General features: G+C 60.4%; 17 protein-coding genes and 2 rRNA genes (1 of these 19 cut by a window edge). 17 read left to right on the top strand and 2 right to left on the bottom strand.

The genetic code is table 11. From position 1 onward, the window contains the following. The 3 genes from ABH912_RS11650 to mrdA all read left to right on the top strand — a co-directional run. A 23S ribosomal RNA gene (locus ABH912_RS11650) occupies window positions 1-533 on the top strand; it begins 2,359 nt to the left of the window's first position. 158 nt (window positions 534-691) lie between these two features. Continuing rightward, window positions 692-807: ribosomal RNA gene (gene rrf, locus ABH912_RS11645) — 5S ribosomal RNA — on the top strand. A 410-nt stretch (window positions 808-1,217) separates the two neighbouring features. Beyond that, complete coding sequence (mrdA, locus tag ABH912_RS11640; RefSeq protein WP_429510729.1) at window positions 1,218-3,110, top strand: penicillin-binding protein 2; 1,893 nt, start codon at window positions 1,218-1,220, stop codon at window positions 3,108-3,110. A gap of 12 nt (window positions 3,111-3,122) precedes the next feature. Here mrdA and ABH912_RS11635 read toward each other — a convergent pair whose 3' ends face one another. Beyond that, the gene (locus tag ABH912_RS11635) at window positions 3,123-4,082 is read right to left on the bottom strand and encodes a LysR family transcriptional regulator (protein WP_046055134.1); all 960 of its coding nucleotides are present in this window, start codon (window positions 4,080-4,082) and stop codon (window positions 3,123-3,125) included. 156 nt (window positions 4,083-4,238) lie between these two features. Between ABH912_RS11635 and ABH912_RS11630 the strand changes: the two genes are divergently transcribed. The 7 genes from ABH912_RS11630 to ABH912_RS11600 all read left to right on the top strand — a co-directional run bounded on the left by ABH912_RS11630 (window position 4,239) and on the right by ABH912_RS11600 (window position 11,120). Continuing rightward, a complete protein-coding gene (locus ABH912_RS11630) occupies window positions 4,239-5,540 on the top strand; it encodes an MFS transporter (RefSeq protein ID WP_429510728.1) in 1,302 nt (433 codons plus the stop codon). Beyond that, complete coding sequence (locus ABH912_RS11625) at window positions 5,537-6,292, top strand: class II aldolase/adducin family protein (protein WP_033061196.1); 756 nt, start codon at window positions 5,537-5,539, stop codon at window positions 6,290-6,292. The genes ABH912_RS11630 and ABH912_RS11625 overlap by 4 nt, the downstream gene beginning before the upstream one ends. Continuing rightward, on the top strand, window positions 6,289-7,230 hold the full coding sequence (locus ABH912_RS11620; RefSeq protein ID WP_429510727.1) for a 2-hydroxyacid dehydrogenase: 942 nt from the start codon (window positions 6,289-6,291) through the stop codon (window positions 7,228-7,230). Before ABH912_RS11625 ends, ABH912_RS11620 begins: the two co-directional genes overlap by 4 nt. A 127-nt stretch (window positions 7,231-7,357) precedes the next feature. Beyond that, window positions 7,358-8,737: an MFS transporter gene (locus ABH912_RS11615; protein WP_429510726.1), complete on the top strand. Its 1,380-nt coding sequence runs from the start codon at window positions 7,358-7,360 to the stop codon at window positions 8,735-8,737. An 18-nt stretch (window positions 8,738-8,755) separates the two neighbouring features. Then, a complete protein-coding gene (locus ABH912_RS11610) occupies window positions 8,756-9,148 on the top strand; it encodes a RidA family protein (protein ID WP_033061193.1) in 393 nt (130 codons plus the stop codon). Beyond that, entirely contained in the window at window positions 9,141-9,761 is a 621-nt protein-coding gene (locus ABH912_RS11605; RefSeq protein WP_429510725.1) for an RraA family protein, read from the top strand. Before ABH912_RS11610 ends, ABH912_RS11605 begins: the two co-directional genes overlap by 8 nt. A 48-nt stretch (window positions 9,762-9,809) precedes the next feature. Continuing rightward, a complete protein-coding gene (locus ABH912_RS11600; protein WP_429510724.1) occupies window positions 9,810-11,120 on the top strand; it encodes an OprD family porin in 1,311 nt (436 codons plus the stop codon). Between the two features lie 9 nt (window positions 11,121-11,129). Here ABH912_RS11600 and ABH912_RS11595 read toward each other — a convergent pair whose 3' ends face one another. Continuing rightward, window positions 11,130-12,062 carry a LysR family transcriptional regulator gene (locus ABH912_RS11595; RefSeq protein ID WP_033061190.1) on the bottom strand — a complete coding sequence of 311 codons (933 nt, stop codon included), beginning with the start codon at window positions 12,060-12,062 and terminating at the stop codon, window positions 11,130-11,132. Window positions 12,063-12,224: 162 nt separating this feature from the next. Between ABH912_RS11595 and ABH912_RS11590 the strand changes: the two genes are divergently transcribed. The 7 genes from ABH912_RS11590 to qhpG all read left to right on the top strand — a co-directional run bounded on the left by ABH912_RS11590 (window position 12,225) and on the right by qhpG (window position 21,840). Beyond that, window positions 12,225-13,535, top strand: coding sequence for an MFS transporter (locus ABH912_RS11590; RefSeq protein WP_429510723.1), 1,311 nt, complete (start codon window positions 12,225-12,227; stop codon window positions 13,533-13,535). Between the two features lie 23 nt (window positions 13,536-13,558). Next, window positions 13,559-14,788 (top strand): Zn-dependent hydrolase, encoded by a 1,230-nt coding sequence (locus ABH912_RS11585; RefSeq protein ID WP_429510722.1) that lies wholly within the window; start codon window positions 13,559-13,561, stop codon window positions 14,786-14,788. A gap of 151 nt (window positions 14,789-14,939) precedes the next feature. Further along, window positions 14,940-15,965 carry a histone deacetylase family protein gene (locus tag ABH912_RS11580; RefSeq protein WP_429510721.1) on the top strand — a complete coding sequence of 342 codons (1,026 nt, stop codon included), beginning with the start codon at window positions 14,940-14,942 and terminating at the stop codon, window positions 15,963-15,965. Window positions 15,966-16,213: 248 nt separating this feature from the next. Further along, window positions 16,214-18,118 carry a sigma-54-dependent Fis family transcriptional regulator gene (locus ABH912_RS11575; protein ID WP_429510720.1) on the top strand — a complete coding sequence of 635 codons (1,905 nt, stop codon included), beginning with the start codon at window positions 16,214-16,216 and terminating at the stop codon, window positions 18,116-18,118. After that, complete coding sequence (locus ABH912_RS11570) at window positions 18,118-19,836, top strand: ABC transporter ATP-binding protein (RefSeq protein ID WP_429510719.1); 1,719 nt, start codon at window positions 18,118-18,120, stop codon at window positions 19,834-19,836. Before ABH912_RS11575 ends, ABH912_RS11570 begins: the two co-directional genes overlap by 1 nt. Next, window positions 19,826-20,503 carry a subtilisin-like serine protease QhpE gene (gene qhpE / locus ABH912_RS11565; protein ID WP_429510718.1) on the top strand — a complete coding sequence of 226 codons (678 nt, stop codon included), beginning with the start codon at window positions 19,826-19,828 and terminating at the stop codon, window positions 20,501-20,503. The genes ABH912_RS11570 and qhpE overlap by 11 nt, the downstream gene beginning before the upstream one ends. Continuing rightward, window positions 20,500-21,840 carry a flavin-dependent monooxygenase QhpG gene (gene qhpG / locus ABH912_RS11560; RefSeq protein ID WP_429510717.1) on the top strand — a complete coding sequence of 447 codons (1,341 nt, stop codon included), beginning with the start codon at window positions 20,500-20,502 and terminating at the stop codon, window positions 21,838-21,840. The genes qhpE and qhpG overlap by 4 nt, the downstream gene beginning before the upstream one ends. The last annotated feature ends 112 nt before the right edge of the window (window positions 21,841-21,952 follow it).

The following is a 21,952-nucleotide window of genomic DNA, read 5'->3' as shown; positions in this document are numbered from 1 at the left end:
TACGAAAGTAGGTCTTAGTGATCCGGTGGTTCTGTATGGAAGGGCCATCGCTCAACGGATAAAAGGTACTCCGGGGATAACAGGCTGATACCGCCCAAGAGTTCATATCGACGGCGGTGTTTGGCACCTCGATGTCGGCTCATCACATCCTGGGGCTGAAGCCGGTCCCAAGGGTATGGCTGTTCGCCATTTAAAGTGGTACGCGAGCTGGGTTTAGAACGTCGTGAGACAGTTCGGTCCCTATCTGCCGTGGACGTTTGAGATTTGAGAGGGGCTGCTCCTAGTACGAGAGGACCGGAGTGGACGAACCTCTGGTGTTCCGGTTGTCACGCCAGTGGCATTGCCGGGTAGCTATGTTCGGAATAGATAACCGCTGAAAGCATCTAAGCGGGAAACTAGCCTCAAGATGAGATCTCACTGGGACCTTGAGTCCCCTGAAGGGCCGTCGAAGACTACGACGTTGATAGGTTGGGTGTGTAAGCGCTGTGAGGCGTTGAGCTAACCAATACTAATTGCCCGTGAGGCTTGACCATATAACACCCAAGCAATTTGTGAACTCGAAAGAGACCAGATTGCGGTGTGTGAAGACGAAACGAACCGAAAGTTCGAGATACTCATAAAACACCAAATCTATCACTTACCCATTCGCTGGAGCGTGAGCCGCAAGGCAAACGACCTGGCTACCGAATTTCTTGACGACCATAGAGCATTGGAACCACCTGATCCCATCCCGAACTCAGCAGTGAAACGATGCATCGCCGATGGTAGTGTGGGGTTTCCCCATGTGAGAGTAGGTCATCGTCAAGATTAAATTCCGAAACCCCTATCTGCGTATGCAGGTAGGGGTTTTGTTTTGCCCGCAGGAAAGTGGATTGCTGACCAAGACCTGCGACCAACAATGGCAGTAGCAGACGTCCATCACTCAGTTCATCAGCACTGTTGGCTGCCAAACCAAACCAAACCAAACGGAATGACATGCACCCAGTATCTACAGGCCTTCCTTCAAGAAAAATGCATGAATGGGAATCTCAATCTTGAGCAAAACGCACGAGTTATAAAGGAACCGACCGTCGTTTTGGCCTTCAAGGACAACCGTTAGAGGAAATCGCACTAAAGTGACCGTCCGGTTTTTGGTATGGTGCAGCTCGTTTTTTAACGGACTGATTTCAAGCCTACGGATCGGCACCCCCCTTTATAGTTAAAGAGCTGCTGCAGAAATGCCCCAACCGATACCGATCAAGGACCACGAAAAAGAGACGCGCCTGGTCAACAAAAGACTGATGGCTTGCGCCCTGTTCGTTGTTGCCATTACCTGTGCACTGGTAGTGCGCATGTATGTCCTGCAGGTGGTCGAATTTGACTATCACTCGACGATCTCAGAAAACAATCGCGTCCATGTCCTGCCGATCACCCCCACGCGTGGATTGATCTACGACCGCAACGGTGTCGTTCTGGCGGACAACCGGCCCAGCTTCAACCTGACCATCACCCGCGAACGCGCCTCTGATGTCAAAGAGGAACTGGATGAAGTAATTACCCTCCTGCACTTGCCGACAGAAGACCGAGCACTGTTTGACAAGGCAATGAAGCAGGCTCGACATCCCTTCGTGCCGGTCACCTTGTTCTACGAGCTCAGCGAAGAACAAATTGCGGTGCTGGCGGTCAACGAGTTCCGCCTGCCGGGGATCGACGTAGAGCCACAATTCGTTCGCCACTACCCGATGGGTGCGCACTTTGCGCACTCCATTGGCTACGTCGGTCGTATCAACGAGAAAGAGTCCAAAGTCCTGGACACGGTTGAATACCGTGGCACTCAATCCATCGGCAAGACGGGCATCGAAAAATTCTACGAGTCGCAGTTGCACGGTCAGGTGGGTTACGAAGAAGTCGAAACCAACGCTCAGGGCCGGGTCCTGCGAGTGCTTAAACACACCGATCCGATCCCGGGCAAAAACATCGTACTGAGCCTCGACGTCAAACTACAGGAAGCCGCCGAGGAAGCCTTGGGTGATCGTCGCGGTTCGGTGGTTGCTCTCGATCCGACGACCGGCGAAGTACTGGCGATGGTCAGCAAGCCGAGCTTCGACCCGAACCTGTTCGTCACTGGAATCAGCTTCAAGGAATACGCAGCGCTCCACGACTCGATCGACCGGCCGCTGTTCAACCGCGTACTGCGCGGCCTCTATGCACCGGGTTCGACCATCAAGCCGGAAGTGGCCATTGCCGGCCTCGATGCAGGCGTCGTTACCCCGCAGACCCGCGTCTTCGACCCTGGTTACTACCAACTCCCGGACTTCGATCACAAATACCGTAACTGGAACCACAGCGGCGATGGCTGGGTGGACATGGACGCAGCGATCATGCGCTCCAATGACACCTACTTCTACGACCTGGCCCACAAGCTGGGTATCGATCGCCTGCATGACTACATGGCGATGTTCGGTCTCGGCGAGAAAGTCTCGCTGGACATGTTCGAAGAGTCTGCCGGTTTGATGCCATCGCAAGCCTGGAAGCGCGCCACGCGCCGTCAGGCCTGGTTCCCGGGTGAGACCGTGATCCTCGGCATCGGCCAGGGCTACATGCAGGTCACGCCGCTGCAACTCGCCCAGGCCACGGCGCTGATTGCCAACAAAGGTGTCTGGAATCGCCCGCACCTGGCCAGGACCGTGGACGGTGTTGCGCCAGTGGACGAGCATCCAATGCCAAACATTCTGTTGAAAGACCCGCGTGACTGGGAGCAGGTCAATCACGGCATGCAAATGGTAATGCACGACGCTCGCGGGATTGCGCGCGCGGCAGCGCAGGGCGCTCAGTACCGTATCGCCGGCAAGAGTGGTACCGCGCAAGTGGTGGCGATCAAGCAGGGCGAACGTTACAACCGGGCGAAAACCCTTGAGCGTAACCGCGACAACGCCTTGTTCGTCGGTTTTGCCCCGGCCGAACATCCGAAAATTGTCATCTCGGTGATGATCGAAAACGGCGAGGCCGGCGGTCGAGTCGCAGGACCTGTGGTGCGACAGATCATGGACGCCTGGCTACTCGACCAGGACGGTCACTTGAAGCCGCAATACGCTACACCGAGCAAAGCACCGGGCGATCCTCACGTCTAAGCGATCAAGGCTTCACAGCACAGGCTCACGAATACTGAGCATGTGCTGGAAGCTTTCGAGGAACACGGTTTCGGCCTGACTCATCTTCTGTTCGCGATTCCACAGCAGCTGGATATCGAAATCCACCACCCCATCTTCCGGCGGCAAACGCCAGAGCAAACCTTGCTCGACATCCCTTCGTACCAGGTGCGTCGGCAGGCAGCCAATGCCGAACCCTGAACAGATCAAGCGATAAATCTCTTCGAAACTCGTCGATGAAGCGACGATCTTGCCGGTAAAGCCTTGCTGGTCGCGGAACAATGTCAGGGGCGAAAGATTGCCCCCGAGCTGGTCACTGGTGAAGCTGACAAAGTTCTCCGCCGCGAGCTGTTCCAGGGTCAGATTCTCTTGCCCGAACAGTCGATGACGCTGCCCACAAAAGTACGCATAAGTCTCACGAAACAGTACTCGCTGCTCCAGCCGCGGCTGCGGTAAACGGCACAGGCCGACGCCAATGGTCGCGGTCTTTTGCAGCAGAGAACTGATGATGTTCGAGCTGCCCATCACCTCGACTTCAAATTCGATTTTCGGATGGGTTTCGTGGAAATCGGCGAGGAAGTCGTCGTAATGTCGTGCTTGTACGCCGCTGACGGTCAGGATGCGGATCTTGCCGACCACGTCGTCGTTACGACTTTCCACCACCGTGCCCAGTCGTGAAATATCGCCGTAAATGTCCGCCGCAATACGCAGGACTTCCTCCCCGGTCTCCGTCAGATCAAACCGTCGCCCACTGCGGGCAATCAACACACATTCCAATTGCTCCTCCAGCCGTTTCAGTGCCTGGCTGACGGCTGACTGGGTGATGTGCAGTCGCGCGGCGGCCCGGCTCATGCTGCCTTCCTGGCCGATCACCAAATAGGTGCGTAGGAGGTTCCAGTCGAGGCGGTCATTCAGAAAGCGGCGACCGACCCAAGGGTTAGAAGTGGAGGGCATACAATTCCTGGTAGTAGCAAGGCTAATAGTAAAGATAAGAATTTGAAAATTGACTAATCCTGGCACGGAAGCGATAAAGCTAACAAGCGCCACAGAGCGCAACCCGTAAACAGCCTTCAGTACCTGCCCAAAACTATAAATACACAGGGTCCTTGCATGCACACTACCCCTCAACCGCGTCGAGCGGCGGCGGCAGCCTTCATTGGCACGACCATCGAGTTCTACGACTTCTACATCTATGCTACGGCGGCGGCGCTGGTGCTCGGGCAAGTGTTTTTTCCCAGCCACGACCCGGTGATGAGTACCCTGGCAGCGTTCGGCAGTTTCGCCGTCGGCTTCATCGCTCGCCCAATGGCCGGCATGGTTTTCGGTCATCTGGGTGATCGCCTCGGTCGCAAGAAAATGCTCCTGGTGACCATGGCCCTGATGGGGTTGGCGACTGCCGGTATCGGTCTGTTGCCCAGCTACGCCAGTGTCGGCATCTGGGCGCCGGTCGGTCTGATTGTGCTGCGTTTGATCCAGGGCATTTCGGTCGGTGGCGAGTGGGGCGGGGCAGTGCTGATGGCCAGCGAGCACGCACCGGCCAAGCGCAAGACGTTCTATGCATCGTTCGCTCAACTCGGCAGCCCGGCCGGTTTGCTGCTGGCGTTGATCGCCTTTCGTCTGGTCACCTCCCTTGAGCCAGAGGACTTCCTCGCCTGGGGCTGGCGTCTGCCGTTTCTCGCCAGCGGTGTGTTGATGATGGTTGGCCTGATGATCCGTTCCGGTGTCCACGAGTCGCCAGAGTTCGCCAAGGCCCGAGACAACAACGAGACTTCCAGGTACCCGGTGAAGGACGTGATCCGCACCTGCTGGCGGCAGATCCTGTTTGCCGCCGCCGCCGTGACCATCGGTTCCGCCGGGTTCTTCTTTACCAATACCTTCATGATCACCTACGTCACCCAGTACCAGGGCATCGCGCGCTCGACGATTCTCGATTGCCTGTTCCTGGTGACCGTCATTCAGCTGCTCTCGCAACCACTCTCCGCGTTGCTGGCCGAGCGCATCGGCGAAGGCCGCTTCCTCAAACTGGTCGCGCTCCTGTGCATGGTCACGCCGTACCCGATGTTCATGTTGGTGGCCACACAGAACATTGTGCTGATGACCGTCGGCATTGCTCTGGCGGTGGTGATTCTGTCGGCTCTGTACGCGGTGATCGCCGGTTACATGACCCTGGCGTTCCCGGTGCACCTGCGCTACTCGGGCATTTCTATCGCTTACCAACTCAGCTGCGCGCTGGCCGGCGGCACCACGCCGCTGATCGGCACGCTGCTGGCGAGCAAGTTTTCCGGACAATGGTTGCCGTTGGCGGTGTTCTTCACCTTGCTCTCGGCCCTGTCCTTGATCGGTGTTTGCGGCCTGGCCCGCCTGCGCGCCAACCCGGTCGTCACCCACGCTGCTAAAGAGGTGTATTCGTGAGTAAACCTGAACACATCGGCCCGGTTGAATGGCAAGCCCGTTGCGAGTTGGCTGCGCTGTATCGCCTGGTCGCGCACTTTCGCATGACTGACCTGATCGACACCCACATCACCCTGCGTATTCCGGGGCCGGAGCATCACTTTCTGATCAACCGCTACGGGGTGATTTTCGACCGTATGCGCGCTTCGGACCTGGTGCGTATCGATCAGGACGGGCGAGTCGTCGATCCGGAATATGCAGGTCATCGGGTCAACGCCGCCGGCTTTGTCATTCACTCGGCGATCCACATGGCCCGCCCGGACCTCAACTGCGTGATTCACACCCACACGGCCGCCGGCATGGCGGTCGCCGCACAGAAGCACGGCTTGCTGCCGATCACTCAGCACGCGCTGAAGTTCTACGGCAAGTTGGCGTATCACACCTATGAAGGCATCGCGCTGTCGCTGGATGAGCGCGAGCGTTTGATTGCCGACCTGGGGCCGCACCGGGCGATGATCCTGCGCAATCATGGACTGTTGGTCGGTGGTTCCGGCGTGGCCCAGGCGTTCCAGGAAATACACTTTCTGGAGCGTGCCTGTCAGGCGCAAGTGGCGGCGCTGGCCGGTGGTTCGGCGTTGCATTACCCGTCCCCGGAAGTCTGTGCACACACTGCCGAGCAGTTTGACCGAGATGAGCAGGACAACATCATCGACCTGGCCTGGGAGGCCGCCCTGACCCTGATCGAATCCCAGCGCGAGTCCTACTTATCGTGAAAACCGTCACCAACACCGTGGTGTTGCTGTCCCGCGACACCTTGCTGCTCAAGCAATTGCAGGCCGCGTTTGCCCGCAGTGCGCCGCAGCTCACGACCGTGCTGGCGGATGATCCGTTGGCCAGGAATGCGCAGATTGCCGCGTGCTGGTTTCCCTTACCGGGCAGCCTCGCCGCATTGCCGAACCTGCAAGTCATTCACTCGGTGGCCGCTGGCATCGATCACCTCGATCACGACCCGTCGTGCCCGGATCTGCCGATCTGCCGAGTGGTCGATCCCGGCCACCGCCAAGGCATGACCGAGTACGTGCGCTGGGCGGCGATTCACTATCACCGCGGTTTCGATCAAGTGTTGTTGCAGCAACAGGACCAGCGCTGGGAGCGGCCGCTGCAACGGGCGGCGGGGCAATTCAAGGTCGGGGTGATGGGGCTTGGGTCGTTGGGCAGCGCGATTGCCCAGGATTTGGCCGCCGCCGGTTACGACGTTCGTGGTTGGGCGCGTCGCAGCAAGGACTTGCCGGGCGTACAGACGTTCGCCGGTGCGGAAAAACTGAACCCGTTTCTCGAAGGATTAGAGTTGCTGATCAACCTGTTGCCGCTGACCAGCGAAACCCGCGGCATCCTCGGCAGCGCAACGTTCGAGCGGCTCGCCAACGGCGCCGCGCTGGTCAATTGTGGGCGCGGCGGTCATCTGAATATCGACGACCTTGAACACGCCCTGGCCCGAGGAAAACTGCGCGGCGCGTTGCTGGATGTTTTCGAACAAGAACCGCTGCCGGTCGATCACCGTCTCTGGACAATGCCCGGCGTCACCATCACCCCGCACATGGCATCTGCGGCCTCTCACGACTGTATCGCCGAACAAATAGCAGAGAACTTTCGCCGTTTAAATACCGATGAACCGTTATTGAATTGTGCGGACCGAACACTCGGATATTAATAATAAAGCGCCTTGCAAACTCGCCCAATTAGTTGGGCGATCTATAACAACAATCCCTCACTTCGAACGTTTTACTGCCAGTTAAAACAATTAAATACGAGTTCTCGATGAACTCCTGGAGACAGTAATGAGCGATCTATCGCCTGTAGAAAAGTCCGGCGCACCTCCGGAAGTTGCAATCAGTATGAAAAAAGTTGCCGTGGCCAGTGTGATTGGCACCACGGTGGAATGGTACGACCTGTTTGTTTTCGCCACCGCTTCGGCGCTGGTGTTCAACAAAGTGTTCTTTCCGGATTTTGATCCGTTGATCGGTACCTTACTGGCGTTCGGGACGTTTGCTTCGGCGTATCTGGCCCGGATTGTCGGCGCGGCACTGTTCGGTCATTTCGGTGACCGCCTGGGACGCAAGTCGATGTTGTTGGTTTCGCTGTTGACCATGGGGGCCGCTACTTTCGCCATCGGGTTATTACCTAACTACGCGGCCATTGGTATCTGGGCGCCGATCCTGTTGTTGCTGTTGAGGGTCATTCAAGGCCTGGCGTTGGGCGGCGAGTGGGGCGGTGCGGTGCTGATGGCGGTGGAACACGCTCCCGCCAACAAACGCGGCTTGTACGGCTCGTGGGTACAGATCGGCGTTCCGGCCGGGACCATGATTGCCAACCTGGCCTTCCTGTTGATTGCCGCGTGGCTGTCCCCTGAAGACCTGTTGGCCTGGGGCTGGCGTATTCCGTTCCTGGGCAGCGTGCTGCTGATCGCCGTGGGCTTGTACATCCGCTTGAACATCTCTGAAACCCCGGCCTTCAACAAGGTCAAGGAAGCCGAGGTGCAGGTAAAAATGCCGCTGGCGGAAGTGTTTCGCAAGTACTGGAAACAAGTCGTGCTGGGCGGGATCGCCACCATGTCGACCGGGGCGTCGTTCAACATCATCGTTGCCTTCGGCCTGACGTACGGCACGCAGAATCTGGGGTTCAGCCGCAGCGTGATGCTCGGCGTGGTGTTGCTGTCCTGCGCCTGGTGCATCGTCATGTTGCCGGTGTTCGGCGCGCTGTCGGACCGTTACGGACGCAAGCCGATCATCGTCGCCGGCATCGTGGCCGAAGCGTTGGTGGCGTTCCCGTTGTTCTGGTTGATGGACACCAAAGAGTTGCCCTGTGTGATCTTCGGTTACCTGCTGTTGATGACGGCCTTCGCGGCCAATTACGGGCCGATCGCGACCTTCCTCGCCGAACTGTTCGGCACCCGTGTGCGCTATTCCGGGTTGTCGATCAGCTACATGTTGTCCGGTCTGCTCGGTAGCGCCGCGACGCCCATCGTCACCACCGCCTTGCTGGCAGCGACCGGCAAAGGCTCTTCGGTGGCCTGGTACATGATCGGCGCGGCGTTGATTTCGTTGGTGGCGCTGTTGTTGCTGACGGAGACCTTCAAGCGAGACATCAGTGAAATCCCAGCGGCAGTGCCGGCCAACGAGCCAACCCTCCGCAAACCGATCAAATCGGCCGCCGCCTGATTAATGGAGTTCAACAACATGCGCAGAATTCAGTCAGCCCCGGGCTTCATCGGCCCGGTCGGCCCTTACTCCCAGGCGGTGGTCAGCGGCCACCTGGTGTTCACCGCCGGGCAGATTCCGGCCCAGAGCGGGCTTGATGACCAGCCCGCCCATTTCACCGAACAAGTGCGACAAACCTTGCGCAATCTGGAGGCGATCCTGATTGAAGCCGGGTCCGACTTCAGCCACGTGATCAAGGTTAATGCGTACCTCACCGATCCCGCGCAGCTGGAGCCGTTCAACGCGGTGTATCGCGAGTTCCTCGGCCATGCGCCGCCGGCACGCACCACGGTGTGCGTGGCGTTGTGGGGCGTGTCGCTGGAAATCGATTGTGTCGCCGAGTTGATTGCCAAGGAGGCGCAACATGGATGAATCGCAGCTGATCGAGCAGCTCAACGCGGTGAGCTTTCCGACCCTCGGGCACTTTCTCGAAGAGGGTTTTGCTGACTCGCAACTGCGGGCCATGGTGCCCAATGTGAAACTGGTCGGCCGGGCGCTGACCCTGAAACTGGTGGGCGCCGATGCCATCGCGGTCAACCAGGCCCTGGCGCTTATCCAGCCCGGCGATGTGCTGGTGATCGACACCGACGGTGACTGGCAGCACGCACCCGTCGGCGCGGTCACCAGTTGCGCGGCGCGTTGCGCGGGGGCGGTGGGCATTGTGGTGGACGGCGCGGTGACCGACTTGCTCGAGCTGCGCGAGTCCGGCCTACCGGTCTTCGCTCGCGGTACCAGCCTGCTGACTACCAAGTTGCATGGCCGTGGCGACAGTCAGATCAATCAGCCGATCCACTGTGCCGGCGTCACGGTGCGTCCCGGGGATTTCGTGCTGGCGGACGACAACGGCGTGCTGTTTCTCGATCCGGTCACTGCGCAAAACGTCATCGAGCGTGCGCTGGCATCGGACCGGGCAGAACCGCAATTGCTGACCCGGTTAATGGCGGGCGAGCCGGTGTCCAGTGTCTTGAGTATCAAACTCTCTTAATAGCCGGCAGCCAGCCTGAAAACTGGCTGCTCAGGAACTTCAAAATCAATGAACAAACAACCGTTGGCACTTATTGCGATCGGCAGTGCGCTATTCAGTTCGTTAAGCATGGCGGACTTTATCAAAGACAGTAAAGCGACCCTCGGGATGCGTAACTATTACTTCAATAACGATAATCGCGATGGCGCCGCGAACCCTTCCAGAACCGAAGAATGGGCGCAGGGTTTCATGCTCAACTATCAGTCCGGATTCACCGAAGGCGCTGTCGGCTTTGGTGTCGATGCCTTAGGCCTGCTGGGTATTCGCCTGGACAGCGGTGACGGTCGCCATGTTGGCAGTTCGATGATCCCCAACGATGGCAACGGCGCAGCCGAGCAATGGTCGCGTTTCGGTGCGACGGCGAAGATGCGCTTTGCCCAGACTGAAATGCGTTACGGCACCCTGACGCCGAAGTTACCGATTCTGCAGTCCAACGACGGCCGGCTGCTGCCGCAGACATTCGAGGGTGGGCAGATCGTCTCCAATGACTTCGAGCACCTGACCCTGACCGGTGGTCATCTCGAACACGCCACGGGTCGCGGTTCCAGCGACCGCACTGGCCTGGCCGTGGCCGGCGGCACCCGGGAAAGCAACGCGTTCAATTTTGCCGGTGCCGATTACAAAGTCACCGATGCGCTTCTGGCGCAGTACTACTACGCCAACCTCGAAGACTATTACCAACAGCATTTCGCCGGTCTGGTTCACACCCTGACACTGGGGGATTTCGGCGCGCTGAAAACCGATTTGCGCTACTTCAAGACTTCCGCCGACGGTGCCAATGACTCGGCCAGCGGTCGGGCCAGCGGCTACCGCACCAGTGGCTTTACGCAGAACGGCGACGGCAAGATCGACAACAACACCTGGAGCCTGGCATTCACCTGGAGCATCGGTGCTCACGCGCTGATGGCCGGTTATCAGCAGGTGTCCAGTGACAGCGGATTCGTTCAGCTCAACCAGGGTGGTTTACCGGACAAAGGCGCTGGCGGCGCAAGCGTTTACCTGCTGACTGACCGTTACATCCAGAACTTCACCCGCGCCGGCGAGCGTACCGGTTTCGCCCAGTATAGTTACGATTTCGCCGCCCTTGGCGTGCCGGGGCTCAAGGCTTCGGCGATGTACCTCTCAGGCAGCGGAATCAAAACGGTGGCCGGGCCTGAGCAAGAGGAATGGGAGCGGGACCTGAGCCTTGACTACGTGATCCAGAGCGGGCCGTTGAAAAACGTCGCGCTGGGTTGGCGCAATGGCATGTCGCGCAGTGAAGCGTCGCGCGATGCGGACCAGAACCGCTTGGTGGTCAGCTACAGTCTGCCGTTGTTCTGATCGGGCCACTCAGTCCAGCAAGCACTGTTGCAGGCTCTCGAGAAAGATCGTCTCGGCCCGGCTCATGCGCTGCTCGCGGTTCCACAGCAAATGAATGTCCACATCGGCAATCCCTTCATGGGGCGGCAGGCGCCAGAGCAATCCGGCGTCGACGTCCGCCGCCACCACGTGCTCGGGCAAACAGCCGATCCCGTACCCGGCGATCACCAGTCGCCGGACTTCCTCCAGGCTCGGTGACGAGGCGACGATCCGTCCGCTGAAACCTTGCTGATCACGAAAAATCGTCAGCGGCGAGAGCATGCCGCCGATCTGGTCGCTGGTGAAACTGACGAAGTTCTCCCGCTGCAAATCGCCTTCGGCAACGTTCTGTTGGCCGAACAGTGCATGGTGTTTGCCGCAGAAAAACGCATAGCGTTGACGCAGGAACAGCCGTTGTTCCAGGCGCGGTTGCGGGCGGCGATTGAGGCTCAGGCCGAGGGTCGCGGTTTTTTCCTGGAGGGCGCTGACGATGTCAGAGCTGCGCATCACATCGACTTCCAGATCCACTCGCGGGTGCTGGCGATGAAAGTCCGCGAGGAAGTCATCGAAGCGTTCCGAAAAGATCCGGCTGATGATCAGCAAGCGAACCTTGCCGATCACTTCGTCGGCCGGTTGCTCCAGCACGCTGCTGACCTGGGACATCTGCCCGTAGATTTCCCCGGCCAGTTCGAAGATCTGCTCGCCGACTTCGGTCAGGGCAAACCGTGGCCCGCGACGGGCGATCAGTTGTCGGCCCAGTTGCTCCTCCAGACGCTTGAGCGCCTGGCTCACCGCCGGTTGCGTCAGGTGCAGGCGGGCGGCGGCGCGGCTGATGCTCAGCTCCTGGCCGATCACCCGAAAGGTGCGCAGCAGGTTCCAGTCCAGGCGGTCATTGAGCAGGCGTTGTACATCGCGTTCGGCCATGGCGGCTCTCGATTATAAGCTGTCGTAATAGTCCGCATAATAAATAGAAAATTGACTAATCATAGCCCCGAGACGATAAATCATCTCCAGACAGGCGCCGTCAGAGCGCCTTGATTTTGCTGTTTCACTCCTGCCAAAAAAATAACCAAAGGAGACCGACCCATGAAGCCCCACGCTTCTCCTCAGCCGCGCCGTGCGGCAGCCGCAGCCTTTATCGGCACCATGATCGAGTGGTACGACTTTTACATTTATGCCACCGCCGCCGCGCTGGTATTCGGCGCACTGTTCTTCCCCTCCGACGACAAACTGTTCAGCACCATGGCCGCCTTCGGCACCTTCGCCGTGGGCTTCTTTGCGCGACCGTTGGGCGGGATTATCTTCGGCCACATCGGCGACCGCATTGGTCGCAAGAAGTCGCTGATCATCACCTTGCTGATGATGGGCGTGGTCACGGTCTGCATCGGCTTGCTGCCGACCTACGCACAAATCGGCGCAGCAGCGCCGGTGCTGCTGATTCTGCTGCGCATCGTCCAGGGCATCGCCGTCGGTGGCGAGTGGGGCGGGGCGGTGTTGATGGCGGGTGAGCATGCGCCGAAAGGTCGACGCAACTTCTTCGCCTCCTTTGCGCAACTCGGCAGCCCGGCCGGTTTGATCCTCTCGTTGCTGGCCTTCAGCGCCGTCACCCGTTTGCCGGAAGAGGACCTGATGAGTTGGGGCTGGCGTCTGCCGTTCCTCGCCAGTTCGTTGCTGCTGCTGGTGGGCCTGGCGATTCGCCTGGGCGTGAATGAGTCGCCGGAGTTCCTCGCCAGCCGTGAACTGGCGCGCAAAAGCACACGCAAGGAGCAAGCACCGGTCATGGAAGTGCTGCGCACCGCGTGGCGTCCGCTGCTGCTGTGCATCGGCGCCAACACCCTCGGGATCGCCGGGGTGTATTTCACTAACACCTTCATGATCGCCTACACCACCCAGCAACTCGAACTGCCGCGCTCGCTGATCCTTGAGTGCCTGTTTGTGGTGGCGATCATTCAGTTTTGCATTCAACCACTGGCCGCGTGGGTCGCCGAGAAAATGGGCGCCACGCGATTCCTGTGCCTGGTGTCGTTGTTGGCCATCGCCTCGCCGTACCCGATGTTCGTACTGGTCAGCTCGGCCCAGGCGCCGCTGATCATCCTCGGCATCGCCTTGGCGGTGGTGTGCATGGCGTCGTTCTACGCGGTGATCGCCGGTTACGTCAGCGGCATGTTCGAGACGCGTGTGCGCTACACCGCGATTTCGTTGGCCTATCAGATTTGCGGCGCTGTGGCCGGTGGCCTGACGCCGCTGATCGGCACCTTGCTGGCGCACAAGTTCGCCGGCCAATGGTGGCCGATGGCGGTGTTCTACAGCCTGATTGCCGCGACTTCGCTGATCTGTGTCCTGTCCCTTGCCCGTCGCCATGCCAGCGCTGAACGCATTGAAATGGCCAACGCTTAATTAAGTTTTCCCAGGAGTAACTCATGTTGAAAATTAACGGTGAACGCCTCTGGGCGAGTCTGATGGACATGGCCGAAATCGGCGCTACCGCACGTGGCGGCAGCTGCCGCCTGGCCCTGAGCGATGAAGACAAGGCCGGTCGCGAACTGTTTTCCCACTGGTGCCGCGAAGCCGGCATGACCCTGAGCGTGGATGCCATCGGCAATCTGTTCGCCCGCCGCGCCGGCACCGACCCCGATGCCGCGCCCGTGATGATGGGCAGCCACCTCGACACCCAACCTGAAGGCGGGCGTTTCGATGGCGTCTACGGCGTACTCGCCGGCCTGGAAGTGGTGCGTTGCCTGAACGACCTCGGTATCCAGACCCGCAAGCCGCTGGAAGTGGCGGTGTGGACCAACGAAGAAGGCGCACGCTTCACCCCGGCGATGTTCGGCTCGGCGGTGTTCACCGGGATCATGCCACTGGACGCAGCGCTGGCGGTGCGTGACATCGACGGCATCAGCGTTGCCGAGGCGTTGCAACGCACCGGTTACTCCGGCGAGCGCCCGTTTGGCGGCGCGGTGGATGCGTACTTTGAAGCGCACATCGAACAAGGTCCGATCCTCGAAGACAACGCCAAAAGCATCGGCGTGGTCAGCGGCGGCCAGGCAATTCGCTGGCTAGATGTACGCGTCGAAGGCATGGCCGCCCACGCCGGCACCACGCCGATGCCACTGCGCAAAGACGCCTTGTATGGCGTGGCGCGGATGATCCAGGCCATCGAAAGTCTGGCCACCGATTTTGCCCCAGAAGGCCTGACCACCGTCGGTGAGTTGAGCATCAACAAATCCTCGCGCAACACCATTCCTGGCTTGGTCAATTTCACTGTCGACCTGCGTCATCACCGCGACGAAGCCATCGAGGCCATGGAGCAGCAAGTCCGCGAGCGGCTTCAGGCGATTGCCGATAGCCGAGGCTTGAACCTGACGATTACGCCTCACTGGATCAGCCCGGCAACACCGTTCGATGCCGATTGCGTGGCGGCGGTGCAGCAGGCGGTGGACGCGCTGGGCTACGCTCAACAATCGATTGTCAGCGGCGCCGGGCATGATGCGATTCACCTCGCGCGGTACTGCCCGACGGCGATGGTGTTCATTCCTTGTGTGGGCGGTTTGAGCCATAACGAGGCCGAGGATGTGCTGCCCGAAGATGTGCGTCAGGGCACTGATGTGTTGCTCAACGCCGTGCTGTCCCGCGCTGGAAGAACTGAATAAACACGATCCCTGTGGGAGTGAGCCTGCTCGCGATGACGGACTGACAGCCAACAAAGTTGTTGAATGTTAAACCGCTATCGCGAGCAGGCTCGCTCCTACAGTTGAACGCACTCGGTTTCAAGATTGACGTTAACTGACAGGAATTTATCCCATGCGCAGTTTTTTCCACCCCGAACAATTGCTTCACCACCCCCGCAGCTACTACTCCCGTGGGCAGATGCGCACACCACAGGAAGTGCCGGAGCGGGCCCAGCGGTTGGTGCAGGCGTCTCGCTCCTTGGGTTTTAAAGTCGAGCAACCGACCGATGCCGGGCTCGATCCGCTGCTGGCAGTCCACGGCGCGCCGTACCTGGCGTTTTTGCAGGAAGCCCATCAGCGCTGGAAAGAGATCCCCGAGGATTGGGGCGACGAGGTGATGTCGAACATCTTCGTGCGCGAACCCAATGCCCTGCGCGGGATTCTCGCCCAGGCCGCCCGCTATCTGGCCGATGGCAGTTGCCCGGTGGGTGAGCAGACCTGGCGTTCGGCCTATTGGTCGGCGCAAAGCGCGATCGCTGGCGCCCAAGCCTTGCTCGATGGCGAGCCGGCGGCCTACGCCTTGTGTCGTCCACCAGGGCACCATGCCCGGGCCGAAGCGGCGGGCGGGTTCTGTTATGTGAACAACGCCGCGGTGGCGGCGCAGGTTCTGCGTGGCGGGTTTGCGCGAGTCGCAGTGCTCGACACCGACATGCACCACGGTCAGGGGATTCAGGAGATTTTCTACGACCGCGATGACGTGCTCTACGTCTCCGTGCATGGCGATCCGACCAACTTCTATCCGGGGGTTGCCGGGTTCGTTGATGAGCGCGGTGTCGGGAAGGGCGAGGGCTTCAACCTCAACTTGCCGATGGCGCATGGCGCCAGCGAGGCGGACTTCCTGGGTCAACTGGACGTGGCATTGGCGGCGGTGAAAGACTTCGGTGCCGAGGTGCTGGTGCTGTCCCTGGGGTTCGATATTTTCGAGCTGGATCCGCAGAGCAAAGTGGCGGTGACCCGTGAAGGTTTCGCGACACTTGGGGAGCGAATTCGCAGCCTTGGGTTGCCGTGCCTGATAGTGCAGGAGGGCGGGTATCACCTGGAGAGTCTGGAAGACAATGCCCGGGCGTTTTTTGTGAATGCCGAGGTGTGGCAGCTCTGACTTTATGGTTGTCCGGGAAATAGCTATCGCGAGGAGGCTCACTCCTACAGTAGTCGGTGTTGAATGCAAATTTGTGGTTCAACTCCATCAACTGTAGGAGTGAGCCTGCTCGCGATGAACGATAACGCGGTCCCCCGGATGAAACACAAGCGCCGTAAGGCACTTGCCATCGCCCTGACGTTAACGTAAAGATTGCGGCAGGGCGCTGATCTTAAAAAAGCGCAGGGCGGACCGATCCGGAGCGCTTGATGACGCTAATAAAAACAACTCCACCCAGACTGCACCGCGAAGCCCGGCTGGCCCGGGAAAAACTCCACCTTGAGGGCGAAGTCCCGGATGGCGTGTTGCGGGCGGAAATCGATGCGTCGTGGCGGCGTAGCCTGAGCCATGGCGTGCATTTCAATGCCAAGCACGAGCTGGCGCTGGAATCGAGCGCGAGCCTCGACGTGCTGTTGGCGAGCAATCGGCTGCTGATCGACGCGGCATTGCCGGCCATCGATTACCTGGCCGAACGCCAGGGCAAGGAAGGGCTGATCATCCTCGCCAATTCCGACGCCACCATCCTCGCTGTCGAAGGACGCGCCGATCGCCTCAAGGGCAGCGGCCTGCAAGACATCACCCTTGGCGCCTGCTGGAGCGAAGCCGCTCGCGGCACCAACGCGCTGGGCACCGCACTGGTGGAAGCCCGGCCAACGATGATCGATTGCGGTGAACATTACCTCGATCGCCTGACCGATTTCTCCTGCACTTCGGTGCCGATCCATTGCCCCCAAGGCGACATCCTCGGCGTACTCGACCTGACCCGCGAAGGCCCGCTGGGTCGCGTGCACGACAGCACCGCGTTGCTGGCCATGGCTGTCAGTCAGATCGAAAGCCGCGTCTTTAACTCAAGCTATCCGGATGAGATCGTCCTCGCCTTCCACAGCCGTCGGCAATACCTCGAATCCCCTTGGCAGGGCCTGTTGGCGGTGAGCCTCGGCGGGCAGATTCTCGCGGTCAGCGCCCAGGCCTGTCAGTTGCTCCACGCCGAACGCTCCGCGCTGGTCGGTCGACGCTGTGAAGAGTTTCTGGGCGTCGATGGCCTGCAACTTCTGTCGCGCCTGCATCAGGGTGGTGTCGGCAGTTTGCAAACGGCCAAAGGCGAGTTCTTCTACAAAACCCTGCGTGCGCCGCAGCGTTCAATCAACGTCAGCACGCCGCCGCGCGGCACAGCGAAAACCGCCAAAGCACAACCGGACCTCGAATCCCTGGCCGGCAGCAATGTCCGTTATGCACGAGCCTTGCGCATGGCCCGTCAAGGCCTGGCTAATGAGCTGCCAGTGTTGCTGCTGGGCGAAACCGGCACCGGTAAGGAAGTCATCGCCCGCGCCCTGCACATGGCCGGCACCCGCTGCGACAAACCCTTCGTCGCGGTGAACTGCGCGGCGATCCCCGAAGGCCTGATCGAATCGGAATTGTTCGGCTACCGCGAAGGCGCGTTCACCGGCTCGCGTCGTGGCGGCATGATCGGTCGTCTGCAACAGGCCCATGGCGGCACCTTGTTTCTCGATGAAATCGGCGACATGCCGCTAGCCTTACAGGCCCGTCTGTTGCGGGTGTTGCAGGACCGCAAAGTGGCACCGTTAGGCGCCGGTGAAGAGCAAGATATCGACGTCGCCTTGATCTGCGCCACGCACCGCGACCTCAAGCGCCTGGTCGAAGAAAAACACTTTCGCGAGGACCTGTTCTACCGCGTCAACGGCATCAGCGTGATGCTCCCGGCCTTGCGCGAACGTGAGGATTTCAGCGGTCTGGTCGCTCGTCTGCTGGCCAAACTGGATGCGCCGACGATGGTCCTGCATGACGATTTGAACCGCTTGCTCAGCGGCTATCACTGGCCGGGTAACATCCGCCAACTGGAAATGGTCCTGCGCACCGCGCTGGCCATGCGCGAGCCGGGGGACACCGTTCTCACCCTCGACCACTTGCCCGACAGCATGCTCGACGAGTTGAGCGCCACCGAACGCCCTCAGGCCGGCAGCATTCGCGAAAACGAACTGGAGCTGATTCGCCAGTCCCTGGACACTCACCAGGGCAACGTCTCGGCCGCCGCCGACGCCTTGGGCATCAGCCGCGCGACCTTGTATCGCAAGCTCAAACAGTTGCGCTCGTGATGCAGCGCTTGATCGTCCGGCTGATCGACAGCCAGAACCCCGAAGCACTGCAAGCGGCATTGCGCTGGCTCTACAGCTTCGTGCGGCCGCATCGTCTGGCGATTGCCGGGCTGCTCGGGTTATCGGTTTGCGCCTCGTTGCTGGTGTTGGTCCAGCCTTGGCTGACCAAACTGCTGATCGACGATGGTTTGCTCGCACGCAACTTTCCGATGCTGGTGCTGATCGCCGGGCTGATGATCGTCGCCGGGTTGTTGGGCACTGCGCTGTCGGGGATCAACCGTTACCTGCACACGCGACTGTCCGGGCGGATTCTGTTCGCCCTGCGCGACGACCTCTATCGACATTTGCAAACCCTCTCGCCGAGTTTCTACGGCCAGCGCCGCATTGGTGACCTGATGTCACGCCTCGATGGCGACGTCGCAGAGATCCAGCGCTTTGCCGTGGATTCCTTGTTCTCGGCGGTGTCGAGCGTGATCGGTCTGGTCTGCGCCGTGGCGATGCTGCTGACCCTGTCGTGGAAACTCTCGTTGCTGGCGCTGGTGCTGATTCCCCTCGATGTGCTCTGGCTGCGCTGGATGCGACGCAAGGTCGAACGCGATGTGCGGCAATTGCGTGAGCGTTCGGCGGACATGTCTTCGTTCATGGTCGAGACCTTGCCGGTGATGAAATTCATCCAGTCTGCCGGCCAGCAACAGCGTGAATCGCGGCGTCTGGAAACGCTGGGCCAAGGCTACATGAGCCAGTTGCTGCGCCTGCAAGTCACCGAGTTTTTCACCCAGGCGGTGCCGGGTACACTGACGTCTCTGTCCCGCGCCTGCGCGTTCCTGATCGGCGGATATTGGGTGGTGCAGGGGACCTGGCAACTGGGCGCGCTGATCGCGTTTTCCACCTACCTGGGCATGGCCGTCGGACCGGTGCAGAGCCTGCTGGGCCTCTATGTCGCGATTCAGCGAATGACCGTCAGCCTCGGTCGCGTGATGGAGTTGCGCGGCGAAGAACCGACCGTTCTCACGCCAGTCACGCCCCAACCGATGCCGGCTTCCGGCGAGCTGCGTTTCGAGGACGTGCATTTCAGCCATCCCGGTCGCCCGACAACCCTGCGCGGCATCGAAGCGCGAATTCCCTACGGTTTGAAAGTCGCCCTGAGCGGCGGCTCCGGGGTCGGCAAATCGACCCTGATCGACCTGCTGCAACGGCACCACGATCCGCAGTCGGGCCGGGTGTTGCTGGGGGAGGTCGATCTGCGCGAACTGGACCTGTTCCAGCTGCGTCGGCGGATTGCCGTGGTCAGTCAGGACATCGTGCTGTTTCGCGGCAGTCTCGCCGACAACCTCGCCTATGCGGTGCCGGACGCCAGCCGTGAAGCGATTGCCGAAGTGGCGCGGCTGGCGCAACTCGACAGCCTGATTGAGTCGTTGCCCGAAGGCCTCGACAGTCCGTTGGGCGAACGCGGTCAGCAGTTGTCCGGCGGGCAGAAACAGCGCATCGCCATCGCCCGGGCGTTGTTGCAGGATCCATTGATTCTGGTGCTGGACGAAGCGACCTCGGCGGTGGATGAAGCCACCGAGCGCGAAGTCATTGAAGCCATTGATCGTCTATTTGCCGGGCGTACTCGCATTCTGATCAGCCATCGTCCTTCGACGCTGGCGGATGCCGATTTGCGCTTTGAATTGCTCGACGGCGTACTCACTTCAAAAACGGTGCTGCATGAAGCCTGAGCTGCGGATTGGCGTGGTGGACAGCGGTCACTCGGCGGCGCAGCGGGTGCAGGTGATCGCCGGGCGGCGCTTCTCGTTGCTGGAGGATGGCCTGGCCGAAAGCGACTTGCGCGACGATCCGCTGGGCCACGGCAGTGCGGTGGTCGAGGCCATTGGTCGACGAGCGCCTTCGGCGGTATTTTGCATCGCTCAGGTGTTCGACCAGCGAGGGGTCACCAGCGCGTTGCAGATCGCCACGGCGATTGATTGGCTGGTGGCGCAGGACGTTCGACTGATCAATTTGAGCCTCGGTCTGCGTCAGGACCGCAGCCTGTTGCGTGAAGCCTGTGCGGCGGCGGTGGCGCGAGGTGTTTTGCTGTGTGCGTCCAGTCCGGCGCAGGGCGAGGGCGTGTTTCCGGCGAATTATCCACAGGTGCTGCGAGTCACCGGCGACGCACGTTGCGCCGAACAGGAATGGTCGGGGCTCAACAGCGCTCAAGCGGATTTCGCCGCGTGTGTGCATGGCACCTATCCGGGGCAGTCCGGCGCCAGTCTTGGTTGTGCGGCGTTGAGCGGGCACATTGCGGGTTTCCTGGTTGCACACCCCGAGGCGAGTAACGAACAGGTCATCGAATGGCTGCGGGAAAATGCCCGTTATCGCGGCCCTGAACGGCGCTTCGGGCCATGATTTTGATTCTTGGCGCAGGGCCTGCGGGAGCGGCGGTTGCCTTGGGTTTGCGTCGGCTCGGTTATCCCGTAACGCTGGTCAGCGAATGGCGGCGGTTTGCGGCGCTGGAAGGCGTTTCCATTCGGGTGCTGGAGGCGTTGCGTGGCGCGGGGCTGCATCAGGCACTGGCGGATGCGGCGCTGCCGTCCCAACGACAGGTGTCATGGAACGGCCAGCAGCATGCGCAAAACATCGAATTTTTACTGGATCGCCCGAGCTTTGATCGAGGCTTGCGCGAGGACCTGCGCCTGGCGGGCGTTGAGCTGATCGAAGGCCGAGTGCTGACCGTTCAGACATCGGCTTCGGGGCATCGGATCGAGGTCGAAGGGCGCGAGGCGCTGCTGGCGGATTTTCTGGTTGAGGCGCGTGGGCGTCAGGCACCAGCGCTGGGCAAAGGCCTGCGTGGACCGGAGACGGTCAGCCTGCTCAATCGCTGGCAAGGCACGCCGGGCAGCACCGCCAGTGCGGTGGAAAGTCTTGAGGACGGCTGGGCCTGGATGGCCCGGCGAGCCGACGGTCAGTGTTACTGGCAATGGACGGTGGACGTGGCCAGTGCTGAATTGCCGGGCAAGGCGCAGTTGCTCGACTACTGTCGGGAGCGACGTCAGGGTTCGGCGTTGGCGCGGGCGTTTTTCGGTGCCGGGCCTGAGATCGATCTACAGCTGCATGCTCGCAGCAGCACGGCGATTCTTTGCCCGCAGGTGTGTGGTGATAACTGGATACGGGTCGGCGATGCGGCGATGGCGGTGGATCCGCTGTCGGGCAATGGCATTTTCCAGTCCTTGTCCTCGGCGTTACAGGCGCCGACGGTGATCAACACGTTGTTGCGCAAACCCGAGCGAGCGGCGCTGGCTCAGCGCTTCCATCAGCAACGGGTGGAGCAGTTGTTTTTGCGTTTTGCGCGGATCGGGCGGGATTTTTATGCCGATGAGCAGCGTTGGTTGCAGCAGCCATTCTGGCAGGCGCGGCGGCAGTGGCCGGATGCTGAGGTGGCGCATGCCGAGGCGGATTTTTCCGCGCTGAGGATTGAATGTGCGCCGGTGTTGAAAGAGGGTTTTGTGGATGAGGCCGAGGTGGTGATCACGGCGGATCAGCCGCTGGGGATCTGGCATGTGCAAGGGGTTGAGCTGGCGCCATTGGTGCGGCGGTTGCGGACCGAACCGGCCGAGCAGGCGTTGGCGGGGTTGACGGTGGAACAGGGAAGGATGGTTCGCAGTTGGTTGTTGAGTCAGGGATATCGACCCCTCACCCTAACCCTCCCGAAACGTCGGACCGCCCCAGAGGGTAGAGGGGACTGACCGAGGTGTTCTTGGAACCGCATCGACCTGAAATATCGAGTCGAACTCAGGTTCTGAAAACCATGAAGATCGGCTCCCTTTCCCCCTCTCCCCTATGGGGAGAGGGCTGGGG

Source organism: Pseudomonas sp. BT76 TE3572, assembly GCF_050435365.1.
In the GTDB taxonomy this organism is placed as follows: domain Bacteria; phylum Pseudomonadota; class Gammaproteobacteria; order Pseudomonadales; family Pseudomonadaceae; genus Aquipseudomonas; species Aquipseudomonas fluorescens_W.
This window is presented reverse-complemented; position numbering and strand designations above follow the sequence as displayed.

Excerpts from the sequence above, each read along its gene's own strand:
- ABH912_RS11615 (WP_429510726.1), top strand. The coding sequence starts at position 7,358 with ATGAGCGATCTATCGCCTGTAGAAAAGTCCGGCGCACCTCCGGAAGTT.
- qhpE (WP_429510718.1), top strand. The coding sequence starts at position 19,826 with ATGAAGCCTGAGCTGCGGATTGGCGTGGTGGACAGCGGTCACTCGGCG.
- ABH912_RS11575 (WP_429510720.1), top strand. The coding sequence starts at position 16,214 with ATGACGCTAATAAAAACAACTCCACCCAGACTGCACCGCGAAGCCCGG.
- mrdA (WP_429510729.1), top strand. The coding sequence starts at position 1,218 with ATGCCCCAACCGATACCGATCAAGGACCACGAAAAAGAGACGCGCCTG.
- ABH912_RS11585 (WP_429510722.1), top strand. The coding sequence starts at position 13,559 with ATGTTGAAAATTAACGGTGAACGCCTCTGGGCGAGTCTGATGGACATG.
- ABH912_RS11605 (WP_429510725.1), top strand. The coding sequence starts at position 9,141 with ATGGATGAATCGCAGCTGATCGAGCAGCTCAACGCGGTGAGCTTTCCG.
- qhpG (WP_429510717.1), top strand. The coding sequence starts at position 20,500 with ATGATTTTGATTCTTGGCGCAGGGCCTGCGGGAGCGGCGGTTGCCTTG.
- ABH912_RS11630 (WP_429510728.1), top strand. The coding sequence starts at position 4,239 with ATGCACACTACCCCTCAACCGCGTCGAGCGGCGGCGGCAGCCTTCATT.
- ABH912_RS11610 (WP_033061193.1), top strand. The coding sequence starts at position 8,756 with ATGCGCAGAATTCAGTCAGCCCCGGGCTTCATCGGCCCGGTCGGCCCT.
- ABH912_RS11570 (WP_429510719.1), top strand. The coding sequence starts at position 18,118 with ATGCAGCGCTTGATCGTCCGGCTGATCGACAGCCAGAACCCCGAAGCA.
- ABH912_RS11595 (WP_033061190.1), bottom strand. The coding sequence starts at position 12,062 with ATGGCCGAACGCGATGTACAACGCCTGCTCAATGACCGCCTGGACTGG.
- ABH912_RS11580 (WP_429510721.1), top strand. The coding sequence starts at position 14,940 with ATGCGCAGTTTTTTCCACCCCGAACAATTGCTTCACCACCCCCGCAGC.
- ABH912_RS11635 (WP_046055134.1), bottom strand. The coding sequence starts at position 4,082 with ATGCCCTCCACTTCTAACCCTTGGGTCGGTCGCCGCTTTCTGAATGAC.
- ABH912_RS11590 (WP_429510723.1), top strand. The coding sequence starts at position 12,225 with ATGAAGCCCCACGCTTCTCCTCAGCCGCGCCGTGCGGCAGCCGCAGCC.
- ABH912_RS11600 (WP_429510724.1), top strand. The coding sequence starts at position 9,810 with ATGAACAAACAACCGTTGGCACTTATTGCGATCGGCAGTGCGCTATTC.